This window comes from Pseudomonas sp. SLBN-26 (assembly GCF_006715895.1).
Lineage (GTDB): Bacteria > Pseudomonadota > Gammaproteobacteria > Pseudomonadales > Pseudomonadaceae > Metapseudomonas > Metapseudomonas otitidis.
The window spans coordinates 5045281-5066827 of sequence record NZ_VFOB01000001.1 but is presented as its reverse complement, the minus strand read 5'-3'; the positions used below and the strand labels follow the sequence as shown (position 1 = coordinate 5066827).

Sequence of the window (21547 nt, the reverse complement as noted above, 5' to 3'; positions counted from 1 at the left end):
TGCGCGCCGACAGGACCATCAGCGCCGCGACAGGCTGTGACGCAAGGCCTCGATGGCATAGCGCACCTTGGCCGGCTGCGCGTCGCGCCGTGGGGTGACGATGTACAGGCCGATCTCCGGCGGGCGCCAGTCGGGCAGCACCCGCAGCAGCCGGCCGCTGGCCAGCTCCTCGCGGATCTCCGGTTCCGGCTGCAGGGACAGGCCGGCGCCGGCCAGGGTGAAGCTGCGCGCGGAGAGGATGTTGTTGCAGCTGACGCGGCTCTCGATGCGCAGCCGCTGCACCTCGCCACCGGGCCCGACCAGGGTGATCGGCCCCAGGGCGCGCTCGGCATGCAGGGTCACCCAGTCCAGCTCCAGCAGCTGCTCGGGACGGACGATGGCCGGCAGCCGCGCCAGGTAGCCGGGCGCGGCGCAGAGCAGCGACGGCCAGTCCCCCAGGTGCCGCGCCACCAGGCTGGAGTCATCCTGGCGGCCAACGCGGATGGCCAGGTCGATGCGCCGCTCCACCAGGTCGATCTGCTCGTCGTCGAAGAACAGCCGCAGCGTCAGCCCGGGGTGGGCGGCCAGCAGGGGCGCCAGTGCCTCGGTGACCATGCGATCGGAGAAGCCCACCGGGGCGGCGATGCGCAGTTCGCCCACCGGCGCATCGCGCAGCTCCGCCAGGCGCTGTTCGGCCTGCTGCGCCAGTTCCAGCACCTGGGCGCAGTTGCGGTAGAACAGCGCGCCGGCCTCGGTGAGGGTGAGCTTGCGGGTGGTGCGGTGGAGCAGGCTGACCTGGGTGGCGTCCTCCAGCTTGCGGATCTGCTGGCTGACTGCGGACGCGCTCATGCCCAGGGCTTCGCCGGCGGCGACCATCGAGCCCTTCTCCACCACCGTGGCGAACACCGCCATGCGCTTGAGCTGCTCCATTCGTAAGCCCTGCTTAATTGTGAAAGCGGTTTTTGCCACTTTTTCCGCTGATTATCCAGCTGCAAGATGGCGACCGTCGCAAACGATTCTCAACAGGAGACAGCCATGAAGATCGCCATCCTCGGTGCCACCGGTTTCGTCGGCAGCGCCGTCGTCCAGGAAGCCCTGCAAAGCGGCCACCAGGTCACCGCCCTGGTCCGCCACCCGGAAAAACTGCCGGCCCATGAACGCCTGACCGCCGTGAAGGGCGATATCCACGACGTGGCCGCCACCGCCGCCGTCCTCGCCGGGCACGACGCCGTGGTGCACGCCTTCAACCCCGGCTGGGGCAACCCCGACATCCGCGAGCAGTTCATCCAGGGCACCCGCGCCATCTTCGACGCCGTGCGCCAGGCCGGTGTCCGTCGCCTGCTGGTGGTGGGCGGGGCGGGCAGCCTGTACGTCGCGCCGGGCCTGCAACTGATCGACACCCCGCAGTTCCCCGCCGAGTACAAGGAAGGCGCCGAGGGCGCACGCCAGGCGCTGAACCTGATCCAGGCCGAGACCGACCTGGACTGGACCTTCCTCTCCCCGCCGGCGCTGCTGGAGCCGGGCGCGCGCACGGGCCGCTTCCGCATTGGCGGCAACGAGCTGCTGATGGACGGCGACCACCCGGCGCGCATCACCGTGGCCGACCTGGCGGTGGCCATCGTCGACGAGCTGGAGAACCCCCAGCACCTGCACAAGCGCTTCACCGTCGGCTACTGAAGCCGGGTGCCCGCCCTGCGTTACCCAATCAGGTCGCCGGTTTTTCCGGCGACCTGCTCCCGTTTCCACCGTTCAGGAGTCCCTCAATGACCCTCGTCGCCTCCACCCACGTCGTCACCGAAACCCCGGCCCGCTACATCAGCCGGCTGTGCAAGCACTTCGCCCACCGCATCCCCGTCAGCCATGACGAACAGCAGGGGCGCATCCAGTTCGACATCGGCCTCGGCCTGCTCCAGGCCGAGGCCGGCGGCCTGACGCTTCGGGTAGAAGCCGAAGACGCTGTCAGCCTGGAACGACTCAAGGAGGTGATGGCCAGCCACTTCGAACGCTTCGCCTGGCAGGAAGCGCTGCAGCTGAACTGGCACTGAGGCGCTCTGGGACGGGCATTAGACGCGCCCCGCCGTGACCACGCCGCCTGAAATTGACTGGGTGGCAATTTGCCGGCCCCGTGAACCGGCACACGCAACGGCTTGTTACGAAACGCTATAGTCGCGTCCCTGCATGACCCATGCAGCCTCTGCCAGCCATGTCCAAACGCCTGGCATCAATCGACACGAACAGCCGCCAGGCGGCGAAGAAAGGGAGTTCCGCAATGGAATGGTATTTGAAGTGCCTCAAGCAATATTTTGATTTCAATGGCCGTGCGCGCCGCAAGGAGTACTGGATGTTCACCCTGGTGAACCTCGTCATCTCCATCGCGCTGACCGTGATCTTCGGCGTGATCAGCGAGAAGCTGCTGCCGCTGGCCAACCTGTACAGCCTGGCTGTCCTGCTGCCGGCCCTGGGCGTCACCGCCCGCCGCCTGCACGACATCGGCAAGAGCGGCTGGTTCATGCTGATCGCCCTGATCCCGCTGGTCGGTCTGTACGTGATCTACCTGCTGGCCAAGGACAGCGACCCGGGCCAGAACGCCTACGGTCCCAACCCGAAGGCCTGATCCAGGCCGGGGTTCCCGCCTGAACGGGAACCCTCGGGCGACGCGACTGTCCCACGGCAGTCGCTGCAACGGGCGGGCAACCGCCCGTTTTGCTTTCTTGCTTTCAGAAACGGACGTTCAGGAACCCACAGGATGTCGGAACCCCAGGTATCCCTCTTCAAGGGCGGTCTCTTCGCCCTCCTCGGCCTGGCCCTGCTGGCCGCCATGGCCATCAACGCCTCTTCCCGCATGGGTTTCCTGCAGTCGGCCCTGATCGCCGACGGCGCCGTGGTCGCCCTGAACGCCGGCGGCTCGCACCCGGAGATCGCCTTTACCGACAGCACCGGCGCCCGGATTTCCTACCCCCAGGGCGGGCTGATCTTCGGCTACCAGGTCGGCCAGCCGGTGAAGGTCCACTACCAGGCCAACGACCCCACCGGCAGTGCCGTGGTGGATGACTTCGGCGCGCTGTGGGGCACCGCCGCCCTGCTCGGCGTACTCGGTGCGGTGTTCACCGCCACCGGCCTGATGACCCTTTTCGGCCGCCGCCCCTGACCCACAAGGACGTACCCATGTCGCAGATGCCCATCCCCTTCCCCGCCAACCCCAGCCGCTGGCAGTACGTCACCGCCAGCGGCGGTGGCCTGACCATCGCCTTCGTCGCCGGGGGCGGCGGCTCCATCACCCTGCGCTCGCCCCAGGGCCAGGACCTGCCGTTCCGCTACGGCGGCATCGGCGCCGGCCTCGGTATCGGCGCCAAGCTGCCGCGCTTCGGCAAGGTGGACGTGAAGATCAAGGGCAAGAGCATCGGCGGTGCCGGGGCGGCGGAAGCCTTCCCCAGCGACGGCGCGGTGTTCGTCGCCGACGACATCAAGGACCGCGACCTGACCCGCGATGAGATCACCGGGCCCTGCCTGTACATGGAAGTGGGCGCCGGCGTGCTCGCCGGGGTCTCCGGCACGGCAATGCTGTTCGGCCTGGACGCCAAGCTGCTGGCGGCGGTGATGCTGATGAACGCCAGCCCGCTGACCAGCCTCTCGGTGTCGCCGATGCTGACCCAGCAACTGCTCAAGTCGGCCCGTGGCGCCCTGGTGATGGGCGGTGCCAACGTCGGCCTGCAGGCGGGCGCCGGCGGCGCGGCCTACCTCGGCGCGCTGTTCTGACGCGCCCTCAGCGCAACTGACTGTCCTTGCTGCCGCGCCGGTTGTAGCCGGCGTAGGCGGCGTTCTCGCGGTCGTGTTCGGCCTGGCAGTTCACGCACAGGCGCACGCCCGGCACCGCCTCGCGGCGTGCCTGGGGAATCACGGCGTCGCATTCTTCGCAATGGGTAAGGCTCTCGCCCTTGGGCAACTGGCTGCGTGCCCGCTGCACGGCGTCTTCGATGGTGCTGTCGATCTGCTCCTGCACCGCGCCGTCTCCCGCCCAGCCACTGGCCATCCCGACCTCCCGTTCTCGCTGTCGATGACCCTGGAGTTATGCGGGCGGCCGGCGGCCTTTTGCAAGGCCGTGGGCCGGTGGGCGACAAGTGGAGGTCGCTCCGGGCTATTCCTTCACGTTCATGTACTCCCGCGCCCAGACGATGTAGTCCTCGGGCAGCGTGTACTTGTGGGTCAGCTCGGTGGCGCTGAGCTCCGGGGCGCTGGTGTCGATGTGGCGCTGCTCGCGCAGGCAGTCGTAGGTGGCCTTGATGGCGGCGAAGTAGGCGGCGTGGCCGTTGACCACGATGCGCACACCCAGGTCGGCCAGGCGCTGGTTGTCGCGCAGCTTGGGGTTGCCGTAGGTGACCAGCATCAGCGGCACGTGGAGCCCGGCGGCGATGGCCTCCAGGTGCTCGAAGTCCTCCACCCCGACCATGCAGATGCCGTCGGCACCGGCGGCCTGGTAGGCCTGGGTGCGGGCGATCACCTCGTCGGTGCCGAGCACCCCGGCGTGGGTGCGGGCGATGATCGCCAGGTCCGGGTCGACCCGCGCCTCGAGGGCCGCGCGGATCTTGCCGACGCCTTCCTCGACGCTGATCAGGTCGGTGGACTTGCGGCCGAACTGGGCCGGCAGCAGCGTGTCCTCGATGGTCAGCGCGGCGATGCCGGCGCGCTCCAGCTCCACCACCGTGCGCATCACGTTGAGGGCGTTGCCGTAACCGTGGTCGGCGTCGGCGATCACCGGCAGGCGGGACACGCGGCCGATGCGCACGGCCTGCTCGACGAACTCGCTGAGGGTGATGAGGGCGAAGTCCGGCGCTGCCAGCACCTGCAGCGAGGCGACGGAACCGCCGAGGATGCCCACCTCGAAACCGAGGTCGGCGGCGATGCGCGCGGACATGGGGTCGAACACCGAAGCGGTGTGGTAGCAGGCGGAGGAGTTCAGCAACGCACGGAACGCCGTGCGCAATTCATGGTGGGAGGCTCTTCTCATTGTGATGTCCAGACAGCAGGCAAGGTTGATCGACGAGAAGGATGCAAGTATCGCACCCCCAGGTCACACCGACCGGCGGATAGGCCGTGGGCGCATTCTACGCGCCTCCGTCTTTCAGCTTCCTTAACGGAAGCGATGCCCCCGCAGAAAGCAGTTCACCTGGGCCCCGCCGCTCCGCTAGATTGCGCACCCCAGCGAACGAATCGCCGGAGCCCAACCCAAGGAGATACCCGTGAAACACCGCATCAAGATGGCCGCAGGCCTGCTGTCCGCCCTGGTACTCGCCGGCTGCACCGGCACCCCGATGAAGACCCAGAACCTCGACAGCAGCCAGTACACCGTGATCGGCCATAGCCAGGCCAGCGCCACCGGCCTGCTGGTCGTGGGCTTCATCCCCGTGCAGCAGAACAACCGTTTCGTCCGCGCCCAGCAGGCCGCCATCAAGGCCAAGGGCGGCGACGCGATGATCAACACCCAGGTCCAGGAAGACTGGTTCTGGGCCTGGGTCCTGACCGGCTACACCACCACCGTTTCCGGTGACGTGGTGAAGCTGAACGGCACCCGCTGATCCCCCCGCGAGGGCCCGCCGGCCCTCGCTCCCCGCCCGCATGACCGACCTCCTCGCCTACACCAGCCTGTTCCTCGCCGCCTTCGGCGCCGCCACCCTGCTGCCCCTGCAGTCGGAGGCCGTGCTGCTCGGCCTGCTGCTCAACGGCGCGCAGCCGACCTGGGCGCTGCTGCTGGTGGCCACCGTCGGCAACGTGCTGGGTTCGCTGGTGAACTGGTTGCTGGGGCGCTACCTGGCGGATTTCCGCCAGAAGCGCTGGTTCCCCGTATCGGAATCCGCCATCGAGCGGGCCCGTCGGCACTACCTGCGCTACGGCCGCTGGACCCTGCTGCTGTCCTGGCTGCCGATCGTCGGCGACCCGCTCACCCTGGTAGCCGGGCTGATGCGCGAATCGCTCGGCGTGTTCCTGCTGCTGGTGCTGCTGGCCAAGGCCGGCCGCTACGCCGTGGTGGCGGCCCTGGCGCTGGGCTGGGGATAAGTCGTCGCGACGGGCCGTGAGCGGCCTACGGCTTCTTCAGGCATTCGCTCATGAAGGCCTTGCGTTCGTCCCCCTTGAGCGCCTTGTCCGAGGCCGTCTTGTTGCAATTGATCATGCGTTCCTGCTGGGTGATCTTCAGGCACTGCGACATGAACGCCTTGCGCTCGTCGCCCTTGAGCCCCTTGGCGGTGGCGTCGGCGTTGCAGGACTTCATCTTCTCCTGCGGGGTGGCGGCCAGGGTCGGCAGGCTGGCCAGCAGGGCGAGGACGAGCAGGGGCAGGCGGAGCGTCTTCATGGCGTGACTCCCAGGGCGGTGGTGCCGGCAAGTCTAGACGGTGCGACGGACTGCGCCGGGCCGGGCGCGCAACCCGCCCTCGCCTCGCGTATAGTGCGCGGCCGTTTTTCCACCCCCGGACCGTTCGTACCATGAGCACCACCCTCCCCGCCCGCGCCCTGGGCATCGACTTCGGCACCTCCAACTCCACCGTCGGCTGGTGGCGCCCGGACTGCGAGCCGCTGATCGTCCTGGAGGACGCCAAGGTCACCCTGCCGTCGGTGATCTTCTTCAACACCGAAGAGCGTCGCCCCGCTTTCGGCCGCCAGGCCCTGAACGAATACCTGGAAGGCTACGAAGGCCGCCTGATGCGCTCGCTCAAGAGCCTGCTGGGCTCGCCGCTGCTCAAGAGCGAGACCACCGTGCTGGGCAGCGCCCTGCCCTTCAAGGACCTGCTGGGCATCTTCATCGGCGAGCTGAAGAAGCGTGCCGAAGCCGCCGCCGACCGCCCCTTCGAGCAGGTTGTGCTGGGCCGCCCGGTGTTCTTCGTCGACGACGACCCCGAGGCCGACCGCGAGGCCCAGGACACCCTGGTGGCCGTCGCCCACAAGCTCGGCTTCAAGGACGTCTCCTTCCAGTACGAACCCATCGCCGCCGCCTTCGACTACGAGCGCGAGATCCAGCGCGAGGAGCTGGTGCTGATCGTCGACATCGGCGGCGGTACCTCCGACTTCTCCCTGGTGCGCCTGTCGCCTGCGCGCCGCGACGTGGCCGACCGCCAGGGCGACATCCTCGCCACCGGCGGCGTGCACATCGGCGGCACCGACTTCGACAAGCAGCTCTCCCTCGCCGGGGTGATGCCGCTGTTCGGCTACGGCAGCCGCATGAAGAGCGACGCGCTGATGCCCACCAGCGTGCACCTCAACCTGGCCACCTGGCACACCATCAACGCCGTCTACGCGCAGAAGTCCCAGCTGGCGCTGAAGAACATGCGCTACGACATCGTCGACACCACCGGCATCGACCGCCTGTTCCGCCTCATCGAGCAGCGTGCCGGCCACTGGCTGGCCATGCAGGTGGAAGACAGCAAGATCGAGCTGACCGAAGCCCTGGAACGCCCCATCGACCTTGGCCGCGTCGAGCCCGGCCTGGTGGCGCCGCTGGACCGCGCCGGCTTCGAGGAGGCCGTCGGCCCGCTGCTGGAGCGCATCCGCGCCAGCGTCACGGCCATGCTGGCCCAGGCCGGTGTCGCCCTGGAGCAGGTGGACACGCTGTTCTTCACCGGCGGCTCCAGCGGCATCCCCGCCCTGCGCCGCTGCGTCGCCGACCTGCTGCCCAACGCCCGCCATGTCGAAGGCAACGCCTTCGGCAGCATCGGCAGCGGCCTGGCCATCGAAGCGCGCAAACGCTACGGCTGACCGCAGGTCGGCCCCCGCGCCCATTCGCGCCGGCCCCGCTTGCCGGCGCCGGGCGGCGGGGGCACCGTGAGGGCCTCGTCACCGGAGACACCCTCATGCGCACACCGCTTCTCCTCACCCTGGCCGCCCTGCTGCTCAGCGGCTGCGGCCTCGGCGAAACCGCCGCCACCGGCGCGGCCCAGGCCAAGGCACAGGCCGACCAGGCCCGCCAGCTGCAACAGCAGGCCGACCAGCTCAAGCAGCAGATCGACCAGGCCAACGCCCAGAACCAGGCCCGCCTGGACGCCGCCGAAGACGCCACCCGCTGAACCCGCGCCGCCCCTGCCGATCCGCCGGGGCGCCGTGCAAATATTCCTCGAACTCTCCAAGCGAGCCCGTGCTCGAAAGTCCCGTAGGCCCACCGCGCCCCATACGAGGACACCTTCATGTACAAGCACATCCTGCCCGCCGCCCTGGCCCTGGCCGCCGTGACCGGTTGCGCCACCAAGCTGGAAAACCCCACCGACTACGTCACCTACCGCAACGAGCCGCTGGTGAAGCAGGTGGAAGACGGCATGGACCGCCAGCAGGTGCTCACCCTCGGCGGCCCGCCCTCCAGCGAAGTGCGTCGCGTGGTGCACCCCGGCACCTGCAACAACTACGTGCTCAACAAGGAAGGCCACCAGCAGCCCTACTACGTCAGCTTCGACGCCAACGGCCGGGTCGATGGCAAGGGCTTCATGACCTGCGAACAGCACGAGCGCAACGAGGCCGAGGCCGCCAAGCGCTGATGCCGCGCCTCCCGGGGCCCCGCCCCGGGATGGCCCCGTGCCGTATTTGCCGACTGACGCACACCCGCCGCCCCGATCCGGGCGAACTGCGGGCGCTCCCTGCTGTCCAAGCGCTGTTATCAACAGCCGAACATGACGGGGACTGTGCATGCATTCACGCGCGCTCCTGCTTGCAGCCGCTCTGGCCTCGGGGGCCGGCTGTGCGACGAAGATCGAGAACCCCACCGACTACCTCACCTTCCGCAACGAGCCCCTGGTGCGCCAGGTCAAGGCAGGCATGAGCAAGGAGCAGGTGCTGGCCATCGGCGGACGCCCGTCCTCCATCGTCCAGCGCAGCATCCACCCCGGCTCGTGCAACAACTACATCCTCAACCACCAGGGCCACCAGCAGGCCTACCACGTCAGCTTCGGCGCCAATGGCCGCGTGCAGCACAGCGGCTTCATGACCTGCGGCCAGCGCGAGACGGTGGAGCGTGACGGGCTGTTCTGAGGCACAGATTTCCTAAACTTTTCCCGCTTCGCCGCACTCACACACCAGGGAGGCCGCTGCGCCTGCGACCCCAGAGTCGCGCCACGGCCCGAGAACCCGTGAAGGAGAACCGTGATGAGTGACGTGCAACTGACCGATGTGAACACCCTGCGCCAGCGCGCCCGCCAGAACGTGCTGGATGGCGCCGTGACCGAGGGTTACAACGCCGACCGCCCCACCGTGCTGCGCCTGCTGAACGAAGCCCTGGCCACCGAGCTGGTCTGCCACCTGCGCTACAAGCGCCACTACTACATGGCCACCGGCCTCAAGGCGAGCATCGCCGCCGCCGAGTTCCTCGAACATGCCCAGCAGGAGCTGCAGCACGCCGACCAGCTGGCCGAGCGCATCGTGCAGTTGGGCGGCGAGCCCGACTTCAACCCCGCCGGGCTGGAGGCGCGCTCCCACGCCCAGTACGTGGCCGGCCGCAATCTGCGCGAGATGGTCACCGAGGACCTGATCGCCGAACGCATCGCCATCGACAGCTACCGCGAGATCGTGCAGTTCCTCGGCGACAAGGACCCGACCACCCGCCGCCTGTTCGAGGAGATCCTCGCCCAGGAGGAGGAACACGCCGACGACATGGCCGATATCCTCGAAGACCTCAAGGAATGATCGCCCGGGGCCATCATGCCCCTTGATCCCGGCGCGCGCTGGCCGCACAGTCTGCCGAGCAGACTGCCGAAGAGGACACGGCCATGCGCGCGCGCATCATCGAACGCCCCGCCTTTCAGGTCATCGGACTGGAACGTCCGGACGCCCCGCCCGAGGACATCGGCCAGCTGTGGGAGCGCTTCCTGCCCCGCAGCGAGGAGATCAGCGGCCGCGATGGCGTGCCCTGCGGGCTCTGCCTGCACCGCCCCAACGGCGAGCTGGGCTACCTGGCCGGCTACCCGGTCAAGCCCGGCACCCCGGTGCCAGACGGCATGACCCTGATCGACGTCCCCGCCGGTCGCTACGCCGTGTTCACCCACGTCGGCAGCACGCCGGACATCGCCCTCAGCTTCCAGGTGATCCACGACTTCCTGCTCGCCGAGCGCGGACTGGAGGCCAGCCCCGGCATCTGCTTCGAGGAATACGGCGACGGCTTCCACGGCCCCCACGACCCGAAGTCGGAAACCCTGCTCTGGGTGCCGGTGTTCTGACCCCGCCGCCCTCGCCTAGCGCGAGGGCTTGGCCTGGGGCCTGGCCAACAGGCCCTGGCAGGCGTTGCTGCCGCCCTCGCTGGGCGCCACCAGCGCCAGCAGGCCGGCCGCCGGTGCCACCACCGCCCCCAGCACCACCATGCCCGCACCCCGCGCCAGCAGCGGCACCGCCTTGACCCCGGCATCGGGCTTCCTGAAGGTGCCGCGCACGTAGAGCGGCGAGCGCAGGGAGAAGATGCGCAAGCCCTTGGACTCGGGGCTCACCGTCAGGTCCAGCCGTTCGCTGGCCAGGTTGGCGCTGCCGTCCACCTGCACCAGGGCGTTCTCGGTGTCCAGCAGGAACAGCCGGGGCGTCACCAGCCCCCGCGTCACCTGCAGGTCGGCGGCGGCGCAGTTGATCTTCACCTCGTCGTCACCGAACAGCTTGCCCACCAGGTAGTTGCCCAGGTTGAGGCCGGCGATCTCCATCAGCCCACGGCTGACCGCGCCGTCGTTCATCAACAGCTTGAGGTTGCCGTTGGCGCTGCCCAGCAACGCCGCCACGGAGTTGCCGCTGCCGGCCAGGTCGGCGTCGCCGTTCAGCTCGCCGAAGCTGGTGCGCATCGGCTCGAAGGTGGGGAACAGCTGCTTGAGCTTGAAGTGCCGCGCACTGAGGCGGGCGCGGCCTTGCAGGGGCACGCGGCCGCCCTCCAGGCGCACGCTGGACTCCAGGGTGCCGCCGGCCATGCCGAAGCGCAGGGGTTCCAGGCTCAGCGTGCCGTCGTCCAGCACCAGGTGGGCCTCGAGGTCGTTGAAGGGCAGCTTGTCGCTGTGGACGATGCGCTTGCCGGTGAAGCGCACATCGGCATCCATCACCCGCCAGCGCTCGGTGCGGAACTCCTCCACCGGCAGCACCTTGTCCGCCGGCTGCTGGCGGGTGACGCCACGGGCCTTCTTCTCGGCGTTGGAATCGGCGCCGATCAGCGGCGCCAGGTCGGCGAAGCGCAGCTGGTTGGAGGTGAGCGCGCCGGAGAGCTTCGGCCGGGGCTGCCCTGCCAGGTAATGCAGGTCGCCGTGGATGTCGCTGTCGCCGATGGCGCCGTTGAAGCCCTGGTAGTGGAACTGCGCCCCACCGGCGTCGCGCAACTGCGCCACCAGGCGGCCATCGGTGGAATAGGCCGGGGTGTCCGGCAGGGTCACGCCGGTGAGCGGGTAGAGATTGCCCAGGCTGTCGCCGGACAGCGCCAGGCGCAGGTCCAACGCCCCCAGGTGGGTCGGATCGGTGAGGGTGCCGGCCACCGCGATACGGGTCGCGCCAATGCGCACATCGGCCTGCAGCGGGAACGGCCGCCGGGCATCCTTCAGCGCCAGCAGGCCGCCGACCTTGCCGGTGCCCGTCAGGGCCTGGCCCTTGTAGCGCCCCTTGGCACTCCAGCCGAAGGCGTAGTCCTGAGGCGTGGCGCCTTGCTCCGCCGCCTTGCCGGCGACCTGCTCGCCGACGATGTCGCTGAACGGAATGGGCTGGCCCAACGGGTCCACCTGCAGGGTGAGACGGGTCTGGGTGGGAGCGTCGTCCACCTTCACCTCGCCTTGGTCGAATCCGATGGCGCCGATGTCCAGCGTCCACGCCGACGGTGCGTCGCCGTCCTGCTGCGGGGTGTCGAAGGTCCAGTTGTTGCGCCCGTCGGCCTGGCGCCGTAGGTCCGCTCGGGGCTCGGTGAGGTCGATGCGGGAAATGCTCACGGTCTTCCACAGCAGGGGCAGCGGGGACAGGCTCAGCTCCACCCGCGCCAGGCTGGCGAAGGGGCCTTCGCCGGCCCAGTCCGGGTTGCCCAGCACCAGGTCCTCGGCCTTCACATGGGGCCAGGGCACCCAGGCGCGCAGGCCGGGCTCGGTGGGCTCGCGCTGCCAACTCACGCTCAGGTCTCCGCGAATGGCGAACGGCCGCCCAAGGGCTGCGGACACCCGCTCATTGAGGGGCGCCTTGATGCGGTTCCAGTCGAAGGTGGCGATGAACACCCCCAACCCGACCAGCACGGCCACCAGGCTGCCAAGGGTCCAAGCGAGGATTCTGCGTCCGCGCGTCATGCCTATCTCCCGTGTTCGGTATCAGCGAGCCACTACGGCCTTTTCCATCCGACTGGCAAACGCGCCGGATGACTCCGCAAACGAGCCGCCCCGTCACTCGGATCACGCTCGCAGCGCGCCGCCCAAGGGGCGCAAGGCACTGATTCGACAAGGTATTTCCAACCATCAGCGATGTCGATGGCGACTATCGCGGTTGTTCACTTCCTGACCAGCGTGCCGCTGCGGAACATAGGCCCCGTCGCCACAACGGCCCCCCCACTTCCAGGAGAACCACCATGAAAAGCCAAGCCCTCGCCGTCCTCTTCCTCGCCGGCCTGTTCGCTGTACCGGTCGTCCAATCCGCCGTGTCCTACACCGTTGCCGAAGATGGCTCGGCCCGTACTCAGGGCTTCCGTGTCGCCGAAGACGGCTCGGACCGCACCCAGGGCTTCCGCGTCGCTGAAGACGGTTCGGCGCGCACCCAGGGCTTCCGCGTCGCTGAAGACGGTTCGGCTCGCACCCAGGGCTTCCGCGTCGCCGAGGACGGCTCGGACCGCACCCAAGGCTTCCGCGTCGCCGAAGACGGTTCGGCTCGTACCCAGGGCTTCCGCGTCGCTGAAGACGGCTCGGCTCGTACCCAGGGCTTCCGCGTTGCCGAAGACGGCTCGGACCGCACCCAAGGCTTCCGCGTCGCCGAGGACGGTTCGGACCGCACCCAGGGCTTCCGCGTCGCTGAAGGCGGTGCTGATCGCTCCAACCGCGTGGCCTGATGCGGGCCAGCGGTAACGGCAGTCAAAGCCCGGCACAGGCCGGGCTTTTTGTTGGCGGTGCCCAATCAGGTGTTACGGGACCAAGCTGGTTATCAGGATCAATGCCATCACCTCCATCAATGACCACCATCGCCCACCTTCACTTCTCCCCCGGCGCCCGATCCGTACCCTAGGCAACGTGTCTTTCCCCCCTTGCAGAGGAGTCCGATCATGAAAGCCCACGCCCTCGCTGCCCTCTTCCTCAGCGTCCTGTCCAGCGCCGCCTTTGCCCTGCCCGCCGAACACCCGCCCGTGCTCGGTGAAGCCCGCGATGGCGCGGCCGAACGGCCGGTGGTGGAGCCGCTGGCCGGCAACCGGGTTCAGCACGCCCCCGACCAGTGGCTGGCAGAAGGCGGCTCGGACCGCCTGCTGCGCGCCCACGGCGTCGCCTGAGGTCAGGCCACCGGCAGCGCGGTTTCCGGCCGGCGGTAGACCCAGATACGCCGCAGCACGGTGGCAAACTGCCGGGACAGGCGCCCGGTGTTGTATTCCTGCCCGTAGCGCCGGGCGATCTCCCGCACCTCCACCGCGAGCTGGCCGTAGCGGCGGGCCGGGAGGTCGGGAAAGAGGTGGTGCTCGATCTGGTGGCTGAGGTTGCCGGTCATGAAGTGCAGCAACGGGCCGCCCTCCAGGTTGCTGGAGCCCCGCAGCTGACGCAGGTACCACTGGCCACGGGTCTCCCCTTCCAGCACTTCCGGCGGGAACACTGCCGCCCGCTCGGTGAAATGCCCGCAGAAGATCACCGTGAAGGTCCACAGGTTGCGGATCAGGTTCGCCAGCGCATTGCCCGCCAGCACCGCCCAGGCATTGGCGCCCAGCAGCAGCGCCAGCAGCGGGAACACCCCGTAGTCCTTGACCAGCTGGCGCAGCACCTTGGCGTTGAAGGTGCGCAGGCGCGGGCGCAGTTCCTCCAGGGTCATGCGGCCCTTGAGGTACTTGTCCAGGCGCAGGTGCTGCACCGCCACGGCGAACTGGAACAGCAGCGCCTGCAGCGTCACCCACAGCGGCTGCCAGCGGAAGAACGGTTTCCAGCGCTGCTCGGGGAACAGCCGCACCAGCCCGTAGCCGACATCGTCGTCGTGCCCCAGCACGTTGGTGTAGGTGTGGTGGATGTGGTTGTGGGTGTGCCGCCAGAAGTCGGCCGGCCCGACGATGTCCCACTCGTAGGTGCGCCCGGCGAATTCCGGGTCGTTCATCCAGTCGTACTGGCCATGCATGACGTTATGGCCCAGCTCCATGTTCTCGATGATCTTGCCCAACCCCAGCAGCAGGCTGCCCAGCAGCCAGGTGGGCGGGAACCAGCCCAGCATCAGCAGGGCCCGGCCGCTCCAGCAGCAGGCCCGGGCGATGCTGCGCACGCGGCGGATGTAGCGGGCGTCGGTCTCGCCCAGGTCGGCCAGGGTGCGCTGGCGCAGGGTGTCCAGTTCTTCGCCGAAGGCACGGGCGGCCTCGGCATCGAGGGGGCGGTCGTGGCGCATGGCAGTCCTCGTCACAGGTCGAGCGTCACGTCGCCCACCGGGGCGCTGACGCAGAGGCGGATGGGTTGGTCGGGCTCGTGCTGGATGGCGCCGCTGCGCAGGTCACGCACCGCACCGCTGAGCAGCCGGCAGGTGCACTGCGCGCATACGCCCTGGCGGCAGCCGTGGGCCGGCCGCAGGCCCAGGGCCTCGGCCTGTTCCAGCAGGCTGCCGTGGGTGTCGCCCTCGCCGTCGACGCGGGAGCGGGCGAAGCCCAGGCGCACGGTCTGGCTGGCCGAAGACGGCGCCGTGCGCGGGAGGCTGAAGGCCTCCAGTTGCAGGCGACCGGCGCGGGGCGCGGCCTGCCACCACTGACGCACCGTGTCGACGAAGCCGTGGGGGCCGCAGACCAACAGGTCCCGAGGCGCCAGCCCGGCCAGGTGCTCCGGCTGGAAGCGCCCGGCCAGTTCACCGGGCGCCGGCGCATCGCCGCTGAGGCCCCAGCGCACGTTGAAGTTCGGGTAGCGCCGGGCCAGGGCCAGCAGCTCATCGACGAAGGCCCGCTGGCCCCGTTCGCGCACGTAGTGCAGCAGCGTCACCGGTGCGGAGAAGCCCCGCGCCAGCGCCTCCCGCAGCAGGCCGAGCAGCGGCGTGATGCCGCTGCCGGCGGCCAGCAGGAGCACATCGCCCTGCCCGTCGGGCCAGCTCAGCTCGCCCTCGGCCTGGCCCAGCTCCAGCACCTGCCCCACCTCCACCCGCTCCAGCAGGTGGCCGGACAGGCGCCCGCCCGGCTGGCGGCGCACCGCCAGCTCGACACGGCCATCGCCGTGCACGGCAGTCAGGCTGTAGCTGCGCGCCAGGCGCACGCCGTCCAGCGCCAGGTGCAGCTGCACGTGCTGGCCGGCCCGCCAGTGGTGGGCGTTGCCGTTGCAGCGCAGGGTCAGCGCCAGCATGTCCTGGGCCACCCAGCGACGCCCCTCGACGCGGGCGAACACCCGGTTCAGGCGCAGCACCGGGTGCAGCCGGGCGAGAAAGAAATCCACCTCCGACTCGCGCAGCCAGGCCCGGCGCACCAGCGCACGCAACGGAGCCAGCCACGCGCCGAGTCGGCGGGCCAGGGAAAAGGGGATGAGGGCCATGGATCTATCCAGTGAACAGTCGTGCACTAGGCTGCCTGAAGGCGGGAATTCCAGTCAACAGTCGTTCACTGAAAAATCCGACGCCCGCTCTCCAGCCCCACCGGGCGCCGCGCAACTTGCACCAATGCGGTGACAGCCCCTAGAGTGCGGCCCATTCTTCGGCCTCGACTTCGCTCCATGTCCACGACGCCCCGCTCGGAACAGAAACAGCAGACCCGCCACGCCCTGATGGACGCGGCACGCCAGCTGATGGACAGCGGACGCGGCTTCGGCAGCCTGAGCCTGCGGGAAGTCGCCCGCACCGCCGGCATCGTGCCCACCGGCTTCTACCGCCACTTCGCCGACATGGACCAGCTCGGCCTGGCCCTGGTGGAGGAAGTGGGCGAGACCTTCCGCGCCACCATCCGCGTGGTGCGCCACAACGAATTCGAGATGGGCGGGATCATCGACGCCTCGGTGCGCATCTTCCTCGACGCCGTCGCCGCCAACCGTGGCCAGTTCCTGTTCCTCGCCCGCGAGCAGTACGGCGGCTCGCAACCGGTGCGCCAGGCCATCGCCGCCCTGCGCGAGCGCATCACCGACGACCTGGCCGCCGACCTCAAGCTGATCAACCGCATGCCGCACCTGGACGACGACGCCCTCGACGTGGTCTCCGACCTCGTGGTGAAAACCGTCTTCGCCACCCTGCCCGAGCTGATCGACCCTCCCGCCCGCGACTTGCCGGCGCACCTCACCCCGGCGGCGAAGATCACCCAGCAGCTGCGCTTCATCATGATCGGCGGCAAGCACTGGCACGGCCTCGGCCGGGCCTGAAGCTGACCGAAGCGTCAGCGCACCATTTCGACCCACGCCACGCACCAATAGTGCGCACCCGAGCGCCGCGTCCTTGCGCACCCACGCGCCACAGGCCCGCGCCTCGGGCGTTTCGCTGTCTTGGCAAGCCCCTTGCTCAGGCACCGGCATTGCACACTGCCGGAACTGCCCATGCTGGTCATCCAGGAACGCCTCCCGCCCCGCGAGCAGTGGGACGAAGAACTGCTGCTCACCTACGAAGCGCGAAGCAAGAGCCGCCTGCGCTGCTTCACCGTCGCCGGTGAAGACGTCGGGCTGTTTCTCGAACGGGGCCAGCCGCCCCTGCGCGATGGCGACTGCCTGCTGGCCGGGGATGGCCGCGTCGTGCGCGTCCGTGCCCGGCCCGAGGCCCTGCTCCACGTCACCTGCGCCAACGCCTTCGAACTGACCCGCGCCGCCTACCACCTGGGCAACCGCCACGTCGCCCTGCAGATCGGCGACGGCTGGCTGCGCCTGCTGGACGACTACGTGCTCAAGGCCATGCTCGAACAGCTCGGTGCCACGGTGACCGCCGTGGAAGCCGGCTTCCAGCCCGAGCACGGCGCCTACGGTGGCGGCCACCACCACTCCCACCAGCTGGAAGCCGACTTCAACTACGCCCCGCGCCTGCACCAGTTCGGAGTGCGCCCGTGAGCGAAGCCGCCCCCTCGCTGGGCGCCTGGCAACTGCTGCGCCTGGCCAGCCCCCAGCTGCCCATCGGCGGCTACAGCTATTCCCAGGGGCTGGAGATGGCCGTGGACCAGGGCCAGGTGCACGACACCGAAAGCGCCCGGCGCTGGCTGGACGACCAGCTGCGCCTCAACCTCGCCCGCTTCGAAGCGCCCATGCTGCTCGACCTCTGCCAGGCCGCCGCCGACGAGGACTGGGCACGCCTGCTGCAACTGGGCGCCGAGCAGCGCGCCAGCCGCGAGACCCGCGAACTGCACCTGGAATGCCGGCAGATGGGCTACTCCCTGCAACAGCTGCTGGAGGGCCTGCCCGAGCTGGATGCCCCGGCCCGCGACGCCCTGGCCCGCCAGGGCGAACCCACCCTCGGCGTCGCCTGGGCGCTGGCCGCCCGCGCCTGGCGCATCCGCCCCGACGAGGCCCTTGGCGCCTGGCTCTGGGGCTGGCTGGAGAACCAGCTGGCGGTGCTGATGAAGACCCTGCCCCTGGGCCAGCAGGCCGCCCAGCGCCTCACCTCGCACCTGCTGCCGAGCCTCCAGGCCGCGAGCCTGGCCGCCCGCACACCCCCTTCCCACCCACGGGGCAGCGCCGCCTTCGGCCTGGCCCTGGCGAGCATGGCGCACGAGCGCCAGTACAGCCGCCTGTTCCGTTCCTAGGAGAGCACCATGAACAGCCAACCCCTGCGCGTCGGCATCGGCGGCCCCGTCGGCTCCGGCAAGACCGCCCTCACCCTCGCCCTCTGCCGTGCCCTGCGCGAGCGCTACAACATCGCCGTGGTGACCAACGACATCTACACCCAGGAAGACGCCCAGTTCCTGGTGCGCAACGAGGCTCTGGAGCCCGAGCGCATCATCGGCGTGGAGACCGGCGGCTGCCCGCACACCGCCATCCGCGAGGACGCCTCCATCAACCTGGAGGCGGTGGACCAGCTCAATCGCCGCTTCCCGGGCCTGGACCTGATCCTGGTGGAATCCGGCGGCGACAACCTCTCCGCCACCTTCAGCCCCGAGCTGTCGGACCTGACCCTCTACGTGATCGACGTCTCCGCCGGCGACAAGCTGCCGCGCAAGGGCGGCCCCGGCATCTGCAAGTCCGACCTGCTGGTGATCAACAAGATCGACCTGGCGCCCATGGTCGGTGCCTCGCTGGAGGTGATGGAACGCGACGCCCGCAAGATGCGCGGCGAGCGGCCCTTCGTGTTCAGCAACCAGAAGGTCGGCCAGGGCCTGGACGACATCATCGCCTTCATCGAAAAACAGGGCCTGCTCGGCGCAGCCTGACCCCCACAAGGAGCCCCCATGAACCTGCGCAAATCCCTCTTCGCCCTCGCCCTGTTCTGCACCCCGGCACTGGCCTTCGCCCACGCCGGGCATGACCACTCCGGGCTGATGGCCGGCGTCGCCCACCCGGTGACCGGCCTCGACCACCTGCTGGCCATGCTCGCCGTCGGCCTCTGGGCCGCCCAGCAGCAGGGCCGTGCCCGCTGGGCCCTGCCGCTGACCTTCGTCGCCACCCTGCTGCTCGGCGGCCTGCTGGGCTTCCAGGGCCTGCAGCTGCCCTTCATGGAGACCGGCATCGCAGCCTCCGTGCTCGCCCTCGGCCTGCTGGTGGCCGTGGCCGTGCGCCCGCCGATGGCCGTCGCCGTGGCCATGACCGCCCTGTTCGCCCTGGCCCACGGCGTTGCCCACGGCCTGGAGCTGCCGGAGCTGGCCAGCCCCTGGGGCTACGCCGCCGGCTTCGTCGCCGCCACCGCCGCCCTGCATGCCATCGGCTACGCCCTGGTGCGCACCCTGCCCCTGGCCGCCGCGCCGCTGGTGCGCATCGCCGGCGGCGCCTCGGCCGTCGCCGGGGCCTGGTTGCTGGCGGGCTGAGTCCACGAGGTGCCGTGTCCAAGACACGGCGCCTGCTGTTCAGCAGGCCGGAAACTTCAGAACGCGCTGGGCCGGCCTTGCCCCCCTGCAACTTGACCCACTAGGGTTGCCAGGCCTCGCTCCATGGCGAGTCGCGCGGGGAGACCCTAGGGTCTGCCGGCTCCGTTTGCCCGGTTCGTCAACCCCGCGCGCCTCGCCGCCCATTCCCGAAGCCTCCTCCTGCCCTGTGCCATCCCAGACTGGCGAAAAATTGTCCGGCGGGTTGCAGCCCACAAAACGCAGGGCCTGCAGCAATCTGCCCAGAAGATATCCACAGGCTGGCCCACCGTTTATGTGGGCAGCCCCGGCCCCGCCCCCCACACGCGGGGCCCCTGGGACACCTCGCCACTCGCGGCGCTTTCATGTCTTTGTCATAGTCGCCGGGTCTGATTCGGCACGCCCGTCTTCATCGAAATGGAAGCCCCATGAAACGCTTTGCCCGGTTCTGCCTCGTTCCGCTCTGCCTCCTGGCCATCGCCCTGCTGGGCATGGCACTGACCAGCCGCCCGGTGGAGCGGCCGGCGGTGCTCGCCGGGCTGGGGGACCACCCGCTGGTGATCGCCCATCGCGGCGGCCGAGGGTTGTGGCCGGAGAACACCCTGTTCGCCTTCGAGCGCGCGGCCGCGCTGGGGGTGGACATGCTGGAGATGGACCTGCGCCTGACCGCCGATGGCCAGGTGGTGGTGCTGCATGACGCCACCGTGGACCGTACCACCGAGGGTAGCGGCGCGGTGGCCGCCCTCAGCCTCGCCCAGGTGCAGGCGCTGGACGCCGGCTACCGCTGGACCGCCGACGGCGGCGAGAGCCACCCCTACCGGGGCCAGGGCGTGCGCATCCCCACCCTCGACGCGGTGCTGCAGGGTTTCCCGCAGGTGGCCAAGGTCATCGAGATCAAGGTGCCCGACGTGGGGCTGGAAGAACGCCTGTGCAGCGCCCTGCAGCAGGCCGGGCAGCGCGACCGGGTCATCGTCGGCAGCTTCTACGAGCGCAGCCTCACGCACTTCCGCAGCGTCTGCCCCGGTGTGGCCACCTCGGCCGGGCCGACCTCGGTGAAGCTGCTGGTGGTGCTGCAGAGCCTCGGCCTGGAACGCCTGCTGAGCCCCTCCTACGAGGCCCTGCAGATCCCCGAGGAACACGCCGGGATGCAGCTCGCCACGCCGTCGATGATGCGCAGCGCCCGCGAGCGCGGGCTGAACGTGCAGATGTGGACCATCAACGAACAACCGGTGATGCAGCGCCTGCTGGACATGGGCGCCCAGGCGCTGATCACCGACTACCCCGACCGCGCCCTGCAGTTGCTGGGGCGGTCGACCCGCCTCACTTCGCTGAACGATCGATAGCGAAGCCGGCCCAGGTCTGGCTCACCGGCATCAGCTCCAGGGTGTTGATGTTGATGTGGGCCGGCTGGTTCATCACCCAGAAGATGGTCTCGGCGATGTCCTGCGGCTGGATCGGCTCGGCCCCGGCATAGGTCGCGTCATAGCGCGCCTGGTCGCCGCCGAAGCGCACCAGGGAGAACTCGCTCTCGCACAGGCCCGGCTCGATGTCGGTGACGCGCACCCCGGTGCCCACCAGGTCGTTGCGCAGGTTCAGCGAGAACTGCCGGACGAAGGCCTTGGTGCCGCCGTACACGTGGCTGCCCGGATAGAGGTAGGTGCCGGCGATGGAGCCGAGGTTGACGATGCCGGCGCCCCGGCCGTGGGCGATCAGGCGCGGCAGCAGCAGGCGGGTGCTGTAGAGCAGGCCCTTGATGTTGGTGTCCACCATGGTGTCCCAGTCATCCAGGCTGCACTTGGGCGCCGGATCGGTGCCCAGGGCCAGGCCGGCGTTGTTGATCAGCCCCTGCAGGCGGTCGAACTGGGCGGGCAGGCCGGCGATGGCGGCTTCCATGGCCTGGCGGTCACGCACGTCCACGGTCAGCGGCAGCACTTCGGTGTGGGCCGAGAGTTCGGCGGCCAGGGCCTTCAGGCGGTCTTCGCGGCGACCGGTGATGACCAGCTTCCAGCCCGCCTGGGCGAAGCGACGGGCACAGGCTTCGCCGAACCCGGAGGTGGCGCCGGTGATGAACAGGGTGGATGTCATGGAATCTCTCCTCGCTGGGGCGGGCTATGTCACGGGGCGCCCACAGTGCCAGAAAGCGGGCGGGTTATCCTAGCCCGTGGCGGATTTCCAGGCGGTCGCCAACGGGCCCTTGCAGGGCGTGGGATAGCGCCATCCGCCCCCAGGTTTTCCACAGGCAGGCCACAGGCTGTTCCACAGATCGTGGGGACAACTCCAGCGGGCCTTAGCGCGCCGGCCCGGCCGTTCGCCTTCATTCGTGAACGCCAGCAACCACGAGGCCTCCAGGGAATCCTGCCGGCGCTTCTGGTGATTTTTCGAGCAGCCTGCCCGGCGCCCCGGCGGCAGGGGCTGCCGGCCAGGGCTCCAGAGCTTGCCCACACAGTTATCCACAGGCCGCGGGGATAACTGCCAGGGCACTTCAAGGCCCACGCGCAAGCAACTGTT

29 protein-coding genes are annotated in these 21547 nt (G+C 69.4%); 21 read left to right on the top strand and 8 right to left on the bottom strand.

Annotated features, from left to right (window positions below; translation table 11 throughout):
- Positions 1 to 18 precede the first annotated feature (18 nt).
- A complete protein-coding gene (locus FBY21_RS23410) occupies positions 19 to 909 on the bottom strand; it encodes a LysR family transcriptional regulator (RefSeq protein WP_074970456.1) in 891 nt (296 codons plus the stop codon).
- 105 nt (positions 910 to 1014) lie between these two features.
- Here FBY21_RS23410 and FBY21_RS23405 point away from each other — a divergent pair, with 105 nt between their 5' ends.
- The 5 genes from FBY21_RS23405 to FBY21_RS23385 all read left to right on the top strand — a co-directional run bounded on the left by FBY21_RS23405 (position 1015) and on the right by FBY21_RS23385 (position 3735).
- Positions 1015 to 1656 (top strand): NAD(P)-dependent oxidoreductase, encoded by a 642-nt coding sequence (locus FBY21_RS23405; protein ID WP_074970458.1) that lies wholly within the window; start codon positions 1015 to 1017, stop codon positions 1654 to 1656.
- 86 nt (positions 1657 to 1742) lie between these two features.
- Positions 1743 to 2024 carry a DUF2218 domain-containing protein gene (locus FBY21_RS23400; RefSeq protein ID WP_074970460.1) on the top strand — a complete coding sequence of 94 codons (282 nt, stop codon included), beginning with the start codon at positions 1743 to 1745 and terminating at the stop codon, positions 2022 to 2024.
- Between the two features lie 224 nt (positions 2025 to 2248).
- Positions 2249 to 2593: a DUF805 domain-containing protein gene (locus tag FBY21_RS23395; RefSeq protein WP_107331331.1), complete on the top strand. Its 345-nt coding sequence runs from the start codon at positions 2249 to 2251 to the stop codon at positions 2591 to 2593.
- A gap of 132 nt (positions 2594 to 2725) precedes the next feature.
- Positions 2726 to 3127 carry a DUF3592 domain-containing protein gene (locus tag FBY21_RS23390; RefSeq protein ID WP_142014025.1) on the top strand — a complete coding sequence of 134 codons (402 nt, stop codon included), beginning with the start codon at positions 2726 to 2728 and terminating at the stop codon, positions 3125 to 3127.
- A gap of 17 nt (positions 3128 to 3144) precedes the next feature.
- Positions 3145 to 3735, top strand: coding sequence for a hypothetical protein (locus FBY21_RS23385; RefSeq protein WP_044401348.1), 591 nt, complete (start codon positions 3145 to 3147; stop codon positions 3733 to 3735).
- 7 nt (positions 3736 to 3742) lie between these two features.
- Here FBY21_RS23385 and FBY21_RS23380 read toward each other — a convergent pair whose 3' ends face one another.
- Entirely contained in the window at positions 3743 to 4009 is a 267-nt protein-coding gene (locus tag FBY21_RS23380) for a DksA/TraR family C4-type zinc finger protein (protein ID WP_044401346.1), read from the bottom strand.
- A 105-nt stretch (positions 4010 to 4114) separates the two neighbouring features.
- Positions 4115 to 4984, bottom strand: coding sequence for an oxaloacetate decarboxylase (locus FBY21_RS23375; RefSeq protein WP_069560558.1), 870 nt, complete (start codon positions 4982 to 4984; stop codon positions 4115 to 4117).
- Between the two features lie 250 nt (positions 4985 to 5234).
- Here FBY21_RS23375 and FBY21_RS23370 point away from each other — a divergent pair, with 250 nt between their 5' ends.
- Together FBY21_RS23370 and FBY21_RS23365 are read left to right on the top strand one after the other, a co-directional pair.
- Positions 5235 to 5552, top strand: coding sequence for a hypothetical protein (locus FBY21_RS23370; RefSeq protein ID WP_107331337.1), 318 nt, complete (start codon positions 5235 to 5237; stop codon positions 5550 to 5552).
- Between the two features lie 40 nt (positions 5553 to 5592).
- A complete protein-coding gene (locus FBY21_RS23365) occupies positions 5593 to 6030 on the top strand; it encodes a YqaA family protein (protein WP_074970468.1) in 438 nt (145 codons plus the stop codon).
- 25 nt (positions 6031 to 6055) lie between these two features.
- Here the strand turns inward: FBY21_RS23365 and FBY21_RS23360 are convergent, their stop codons facing one another.
- Positions 6056 to 6325 carry a PsiF family protein gene (locus FBY21_RS23360; RefSeq protein WP_044401336.1) on the bottom strand — a complete coding sequence of 90 codons (270 nt, stop codon included), beginning with the start codon at positions 6323 to 6325 and terminating at the stop codon, positions 6056 to 6058.
- Between the two features lie 131 nt (positions 6326 to 6456).
- On the opposite strand from FBY21_RS23360, the gene FBY21_RS23355 reads away from it, so the two are divergent.
- The 6 genes from FBY21_RS23355 to FBY21_RS23330 all read left to right on the top strand — a co-directional run bounded on the left by FBY21_RS23355 (position 6457) and on the right by FBY21_RS23330 (position 10163).
- Positions 6457 to 7722 carry an Hsp70 family protein gene (locus FBY21_RS23355; protein ID WP_044401333.1) on the top strand — a complete coding sequence of 422 codons (1266 nt, stop codon included), beginning with the start codon at positions 6457 to 6459 and terminating at the stop codon, positions 7720 to 7722.
- Positions 7723 to 7817: 95 nt separating this feature from the next.
- Positions 7818 to 8030, top strand: a complete 213-nt coding sequence (locus tag FBY21_RS23350) for a hypothetical protein (RefSeq protein ID WP_107331835.1) — start codon at positions 7818 to 7820, stop codon at positions 8028 to 8030.
- Between the two features lie 117 nt (positions 8031 to 8147).
- Positions 8148 to 8492 (top strand): osmotically-inducible lipoprotein OsmE, encoded by a 345-nt coding sequence (gene osmE / locus FBY21_RS23345; protein WP_044401327.1) that lies wholly within the window; start codon positions 8148 to 8150, stop codon positions 8490 to 8492.
- 148 nt (positions 8493 to 8640) lie between these two features.
- Positions 8641 to 8982, top strand: coding sequence for an osmotically-inducible lipoprotein OsmE (gene osmE, locus FBY21_RS23340; RefSeq protein WP_142014022.1), 342 nt, complete (start codon positions 8641 to 8643; stop codon positions 8980 to 8982).
- Positions 8983 to 9096: 114 nt separating this feature from the next.
- A complete protein-coding gene (locus FBY21_RS23335; RefSeq protein WP_044401322.1) occupies positions 9097 to 9633 on the top strand; it encodes a bacterioferritin in 537 nt (178 codons plus the stop codon).
- Between the two features lie 83 nt (positions 9634 to 9716).
- Positions 9717 to 10163, top strand: a complete 447-nt coding sequence (locus tag FBY21_RS23330; protein WP_044401319.1) for a GyrI-like domain-containing protein — start codon at positions 9717 to 9719, stop codon at positions 10161 to 10163.
- A gap of 15 nt (positions 10164 to 10178) precedes the next feature.
- Here FBY21_RS23330 and FBY21_RS23325 read toward each other — a convergent pair whose 3' ends face one another.
- A complete protein-coding gene (locus tag FBY21_RS23325) occupies positions 10179 to 12230 on the bottom strand; it encodes an AsmA family protein (protein WP_142014018.1) in 2052 nt (683 codons plus the stop codon).
- A gap of 275 nt (positions 12231 to 12505) precedes the next feature.
- Between FBY21_RS23325 and FBY21_RS23320 the strand changes: the two genes are divergently transcribed.
- Together FBY21_RS23320 and FBY21_RS23315 are read left to right on the top strand one after the other, a co-directional pair.
- Positions 12506 to 12979, top strand: coding sequence for a hypothetical protein (locus FBY21_RS23320; protein WP_142014015.1), 474 nt, complete (start codon positions 12506 to 12508; stop codon positions 12977 to 12979).
- A 210-nt stretch (positions 12980 to 13189) separates the two neighbouring features.
- Positions 13190 to 13411 (top strand): hypothetical protein, encoded by a 222-nt coding sequence (locus FBY21_RS23315; RefSeq protein ID WP_142014012.1) that lies wholly within the window; start codon positions 13190 to 13192, stop codon positions 13409 to 13411.
- Positions 13412 to 13413: 2 nt separating this feature from the next.
- Here the strand turns inward: FBY21_RS23315 and FBY21_RS23310 are convergent, their stop codons facing one another.
- Positions 13414 to 14496, bottom strand: a complete 1083-nt coding sequence (locus FBY21_RS23310; protein ID WP_142014009.1) for a fatty acid desaturase family protein — start codon at positions 14494 to 14496, stop codon at positions 13414 to 13416.
- Positions 14497 to 14507: 11 nt separating this feature from the next.
- Entirely contained in the window at positions 14508 to 15614 is a 1107-nt protein-coding gene (locus tag FBY21_RS23305; RefSeq protein ID WP_142014006.1) for a ferredoxin reductase, read from the bottom strand.
- A 177-nt stretch (positions 15615 to 15791) separates the two neighbouring features.
- Here FBY21_RS23305 and FBY21_RS23300 point away from each other — a divergent pair, with 177 nt between their 5' ends.
- The 6 genes from FBY21_RS23300 to FBY21_RS23275 all read left to right on the top strand — a co-directional run bounded on the left by FBY21_RS23300 (position 15792) and on the right by FBY21_RS23275 (position 20382).
- Positions 15792 to 16427: a TetR family transcriptional regulator gene (locus FBY21_RS23300; RefSeq protein ID WP_044401292.1), complete on the top strand. Its 636-nt coding sequence runs from the start codon at positions 15792 to 15794 to the stop codon at positions 16425 to 16427.
- Positions 16428 to 16598: 171 nt separating this feature from the next.
- Entirely contained in the window at positions 16599 to 17099 is a 501-nt protein-coding gene (ureE, locus tag FBY21_RS23295; protein ID WP_074970484.1) for an urease accessory protein UreE, read from the top strand.
- 17 nt (positions 17100 to 17116) lie between these two features.
- Positions 17117 to 17788: an urease accessory protein UreF gene (locus FBY21_RS23290; protein ID WP_074970679.1), complete on the top strand. Its 672-nt coding sequence runs from the start codon at positions 17117 to 17119 to the stop codon at positions 17786 to 17788.
- 9 nt (positions 17789 to 17797) lie between these two features.
- A complete protein-coding gene (gene ureG, locus FBY21_RS23285; RefSeq protein ID WP_044401282.1) occupies positions 17798 to 18412 on the top strand; it encodes an urease accessory protein UreG in 615 nt (204 codons plus the stop codon).
- Positions 18413 to 18430: 18 nt separating this feature from the next.
- On the top strand, positions 18431 to 19003 hold the full coding sequence (locus tag FBY21_RS23280) for a HupE/UreJ family protein (protein ID WP_142014004.1): 573 nt from the start codon (positions 18431 to 18433) through the stop codon (positions 19001 to 19003).
- Positions 19004 to 19467: 464 nt separating this feature from the next.
- Positions 19468 to 20382, top strand: coding sequence for a glycerophosphodiester phosphodiesterase (locus FBY21_RS23275; protein WP_142013999.1), 915 nt, complete (start codon positions 19468 to 19470; stop codon positions 20380 to 20382).
- Here the strand turns inward: FBY21_RS23275 and FBY21_RS23270 are convergent.
- Entirely contained in the window at positions 20360 to 21124 is a 765-nt protein-coding gene (locus FBY21_RS23270) for an SDR family oxidoreductase (protein WP_142013995.1), read from the bottom strand. The two genes, FBY21_RS23275 and FBY21_RS23270, sit on opposite strands and share 23 nt — an antisense overlap.
- Positions 21125 to 21547: the final 423 nt, after the last annotated feature.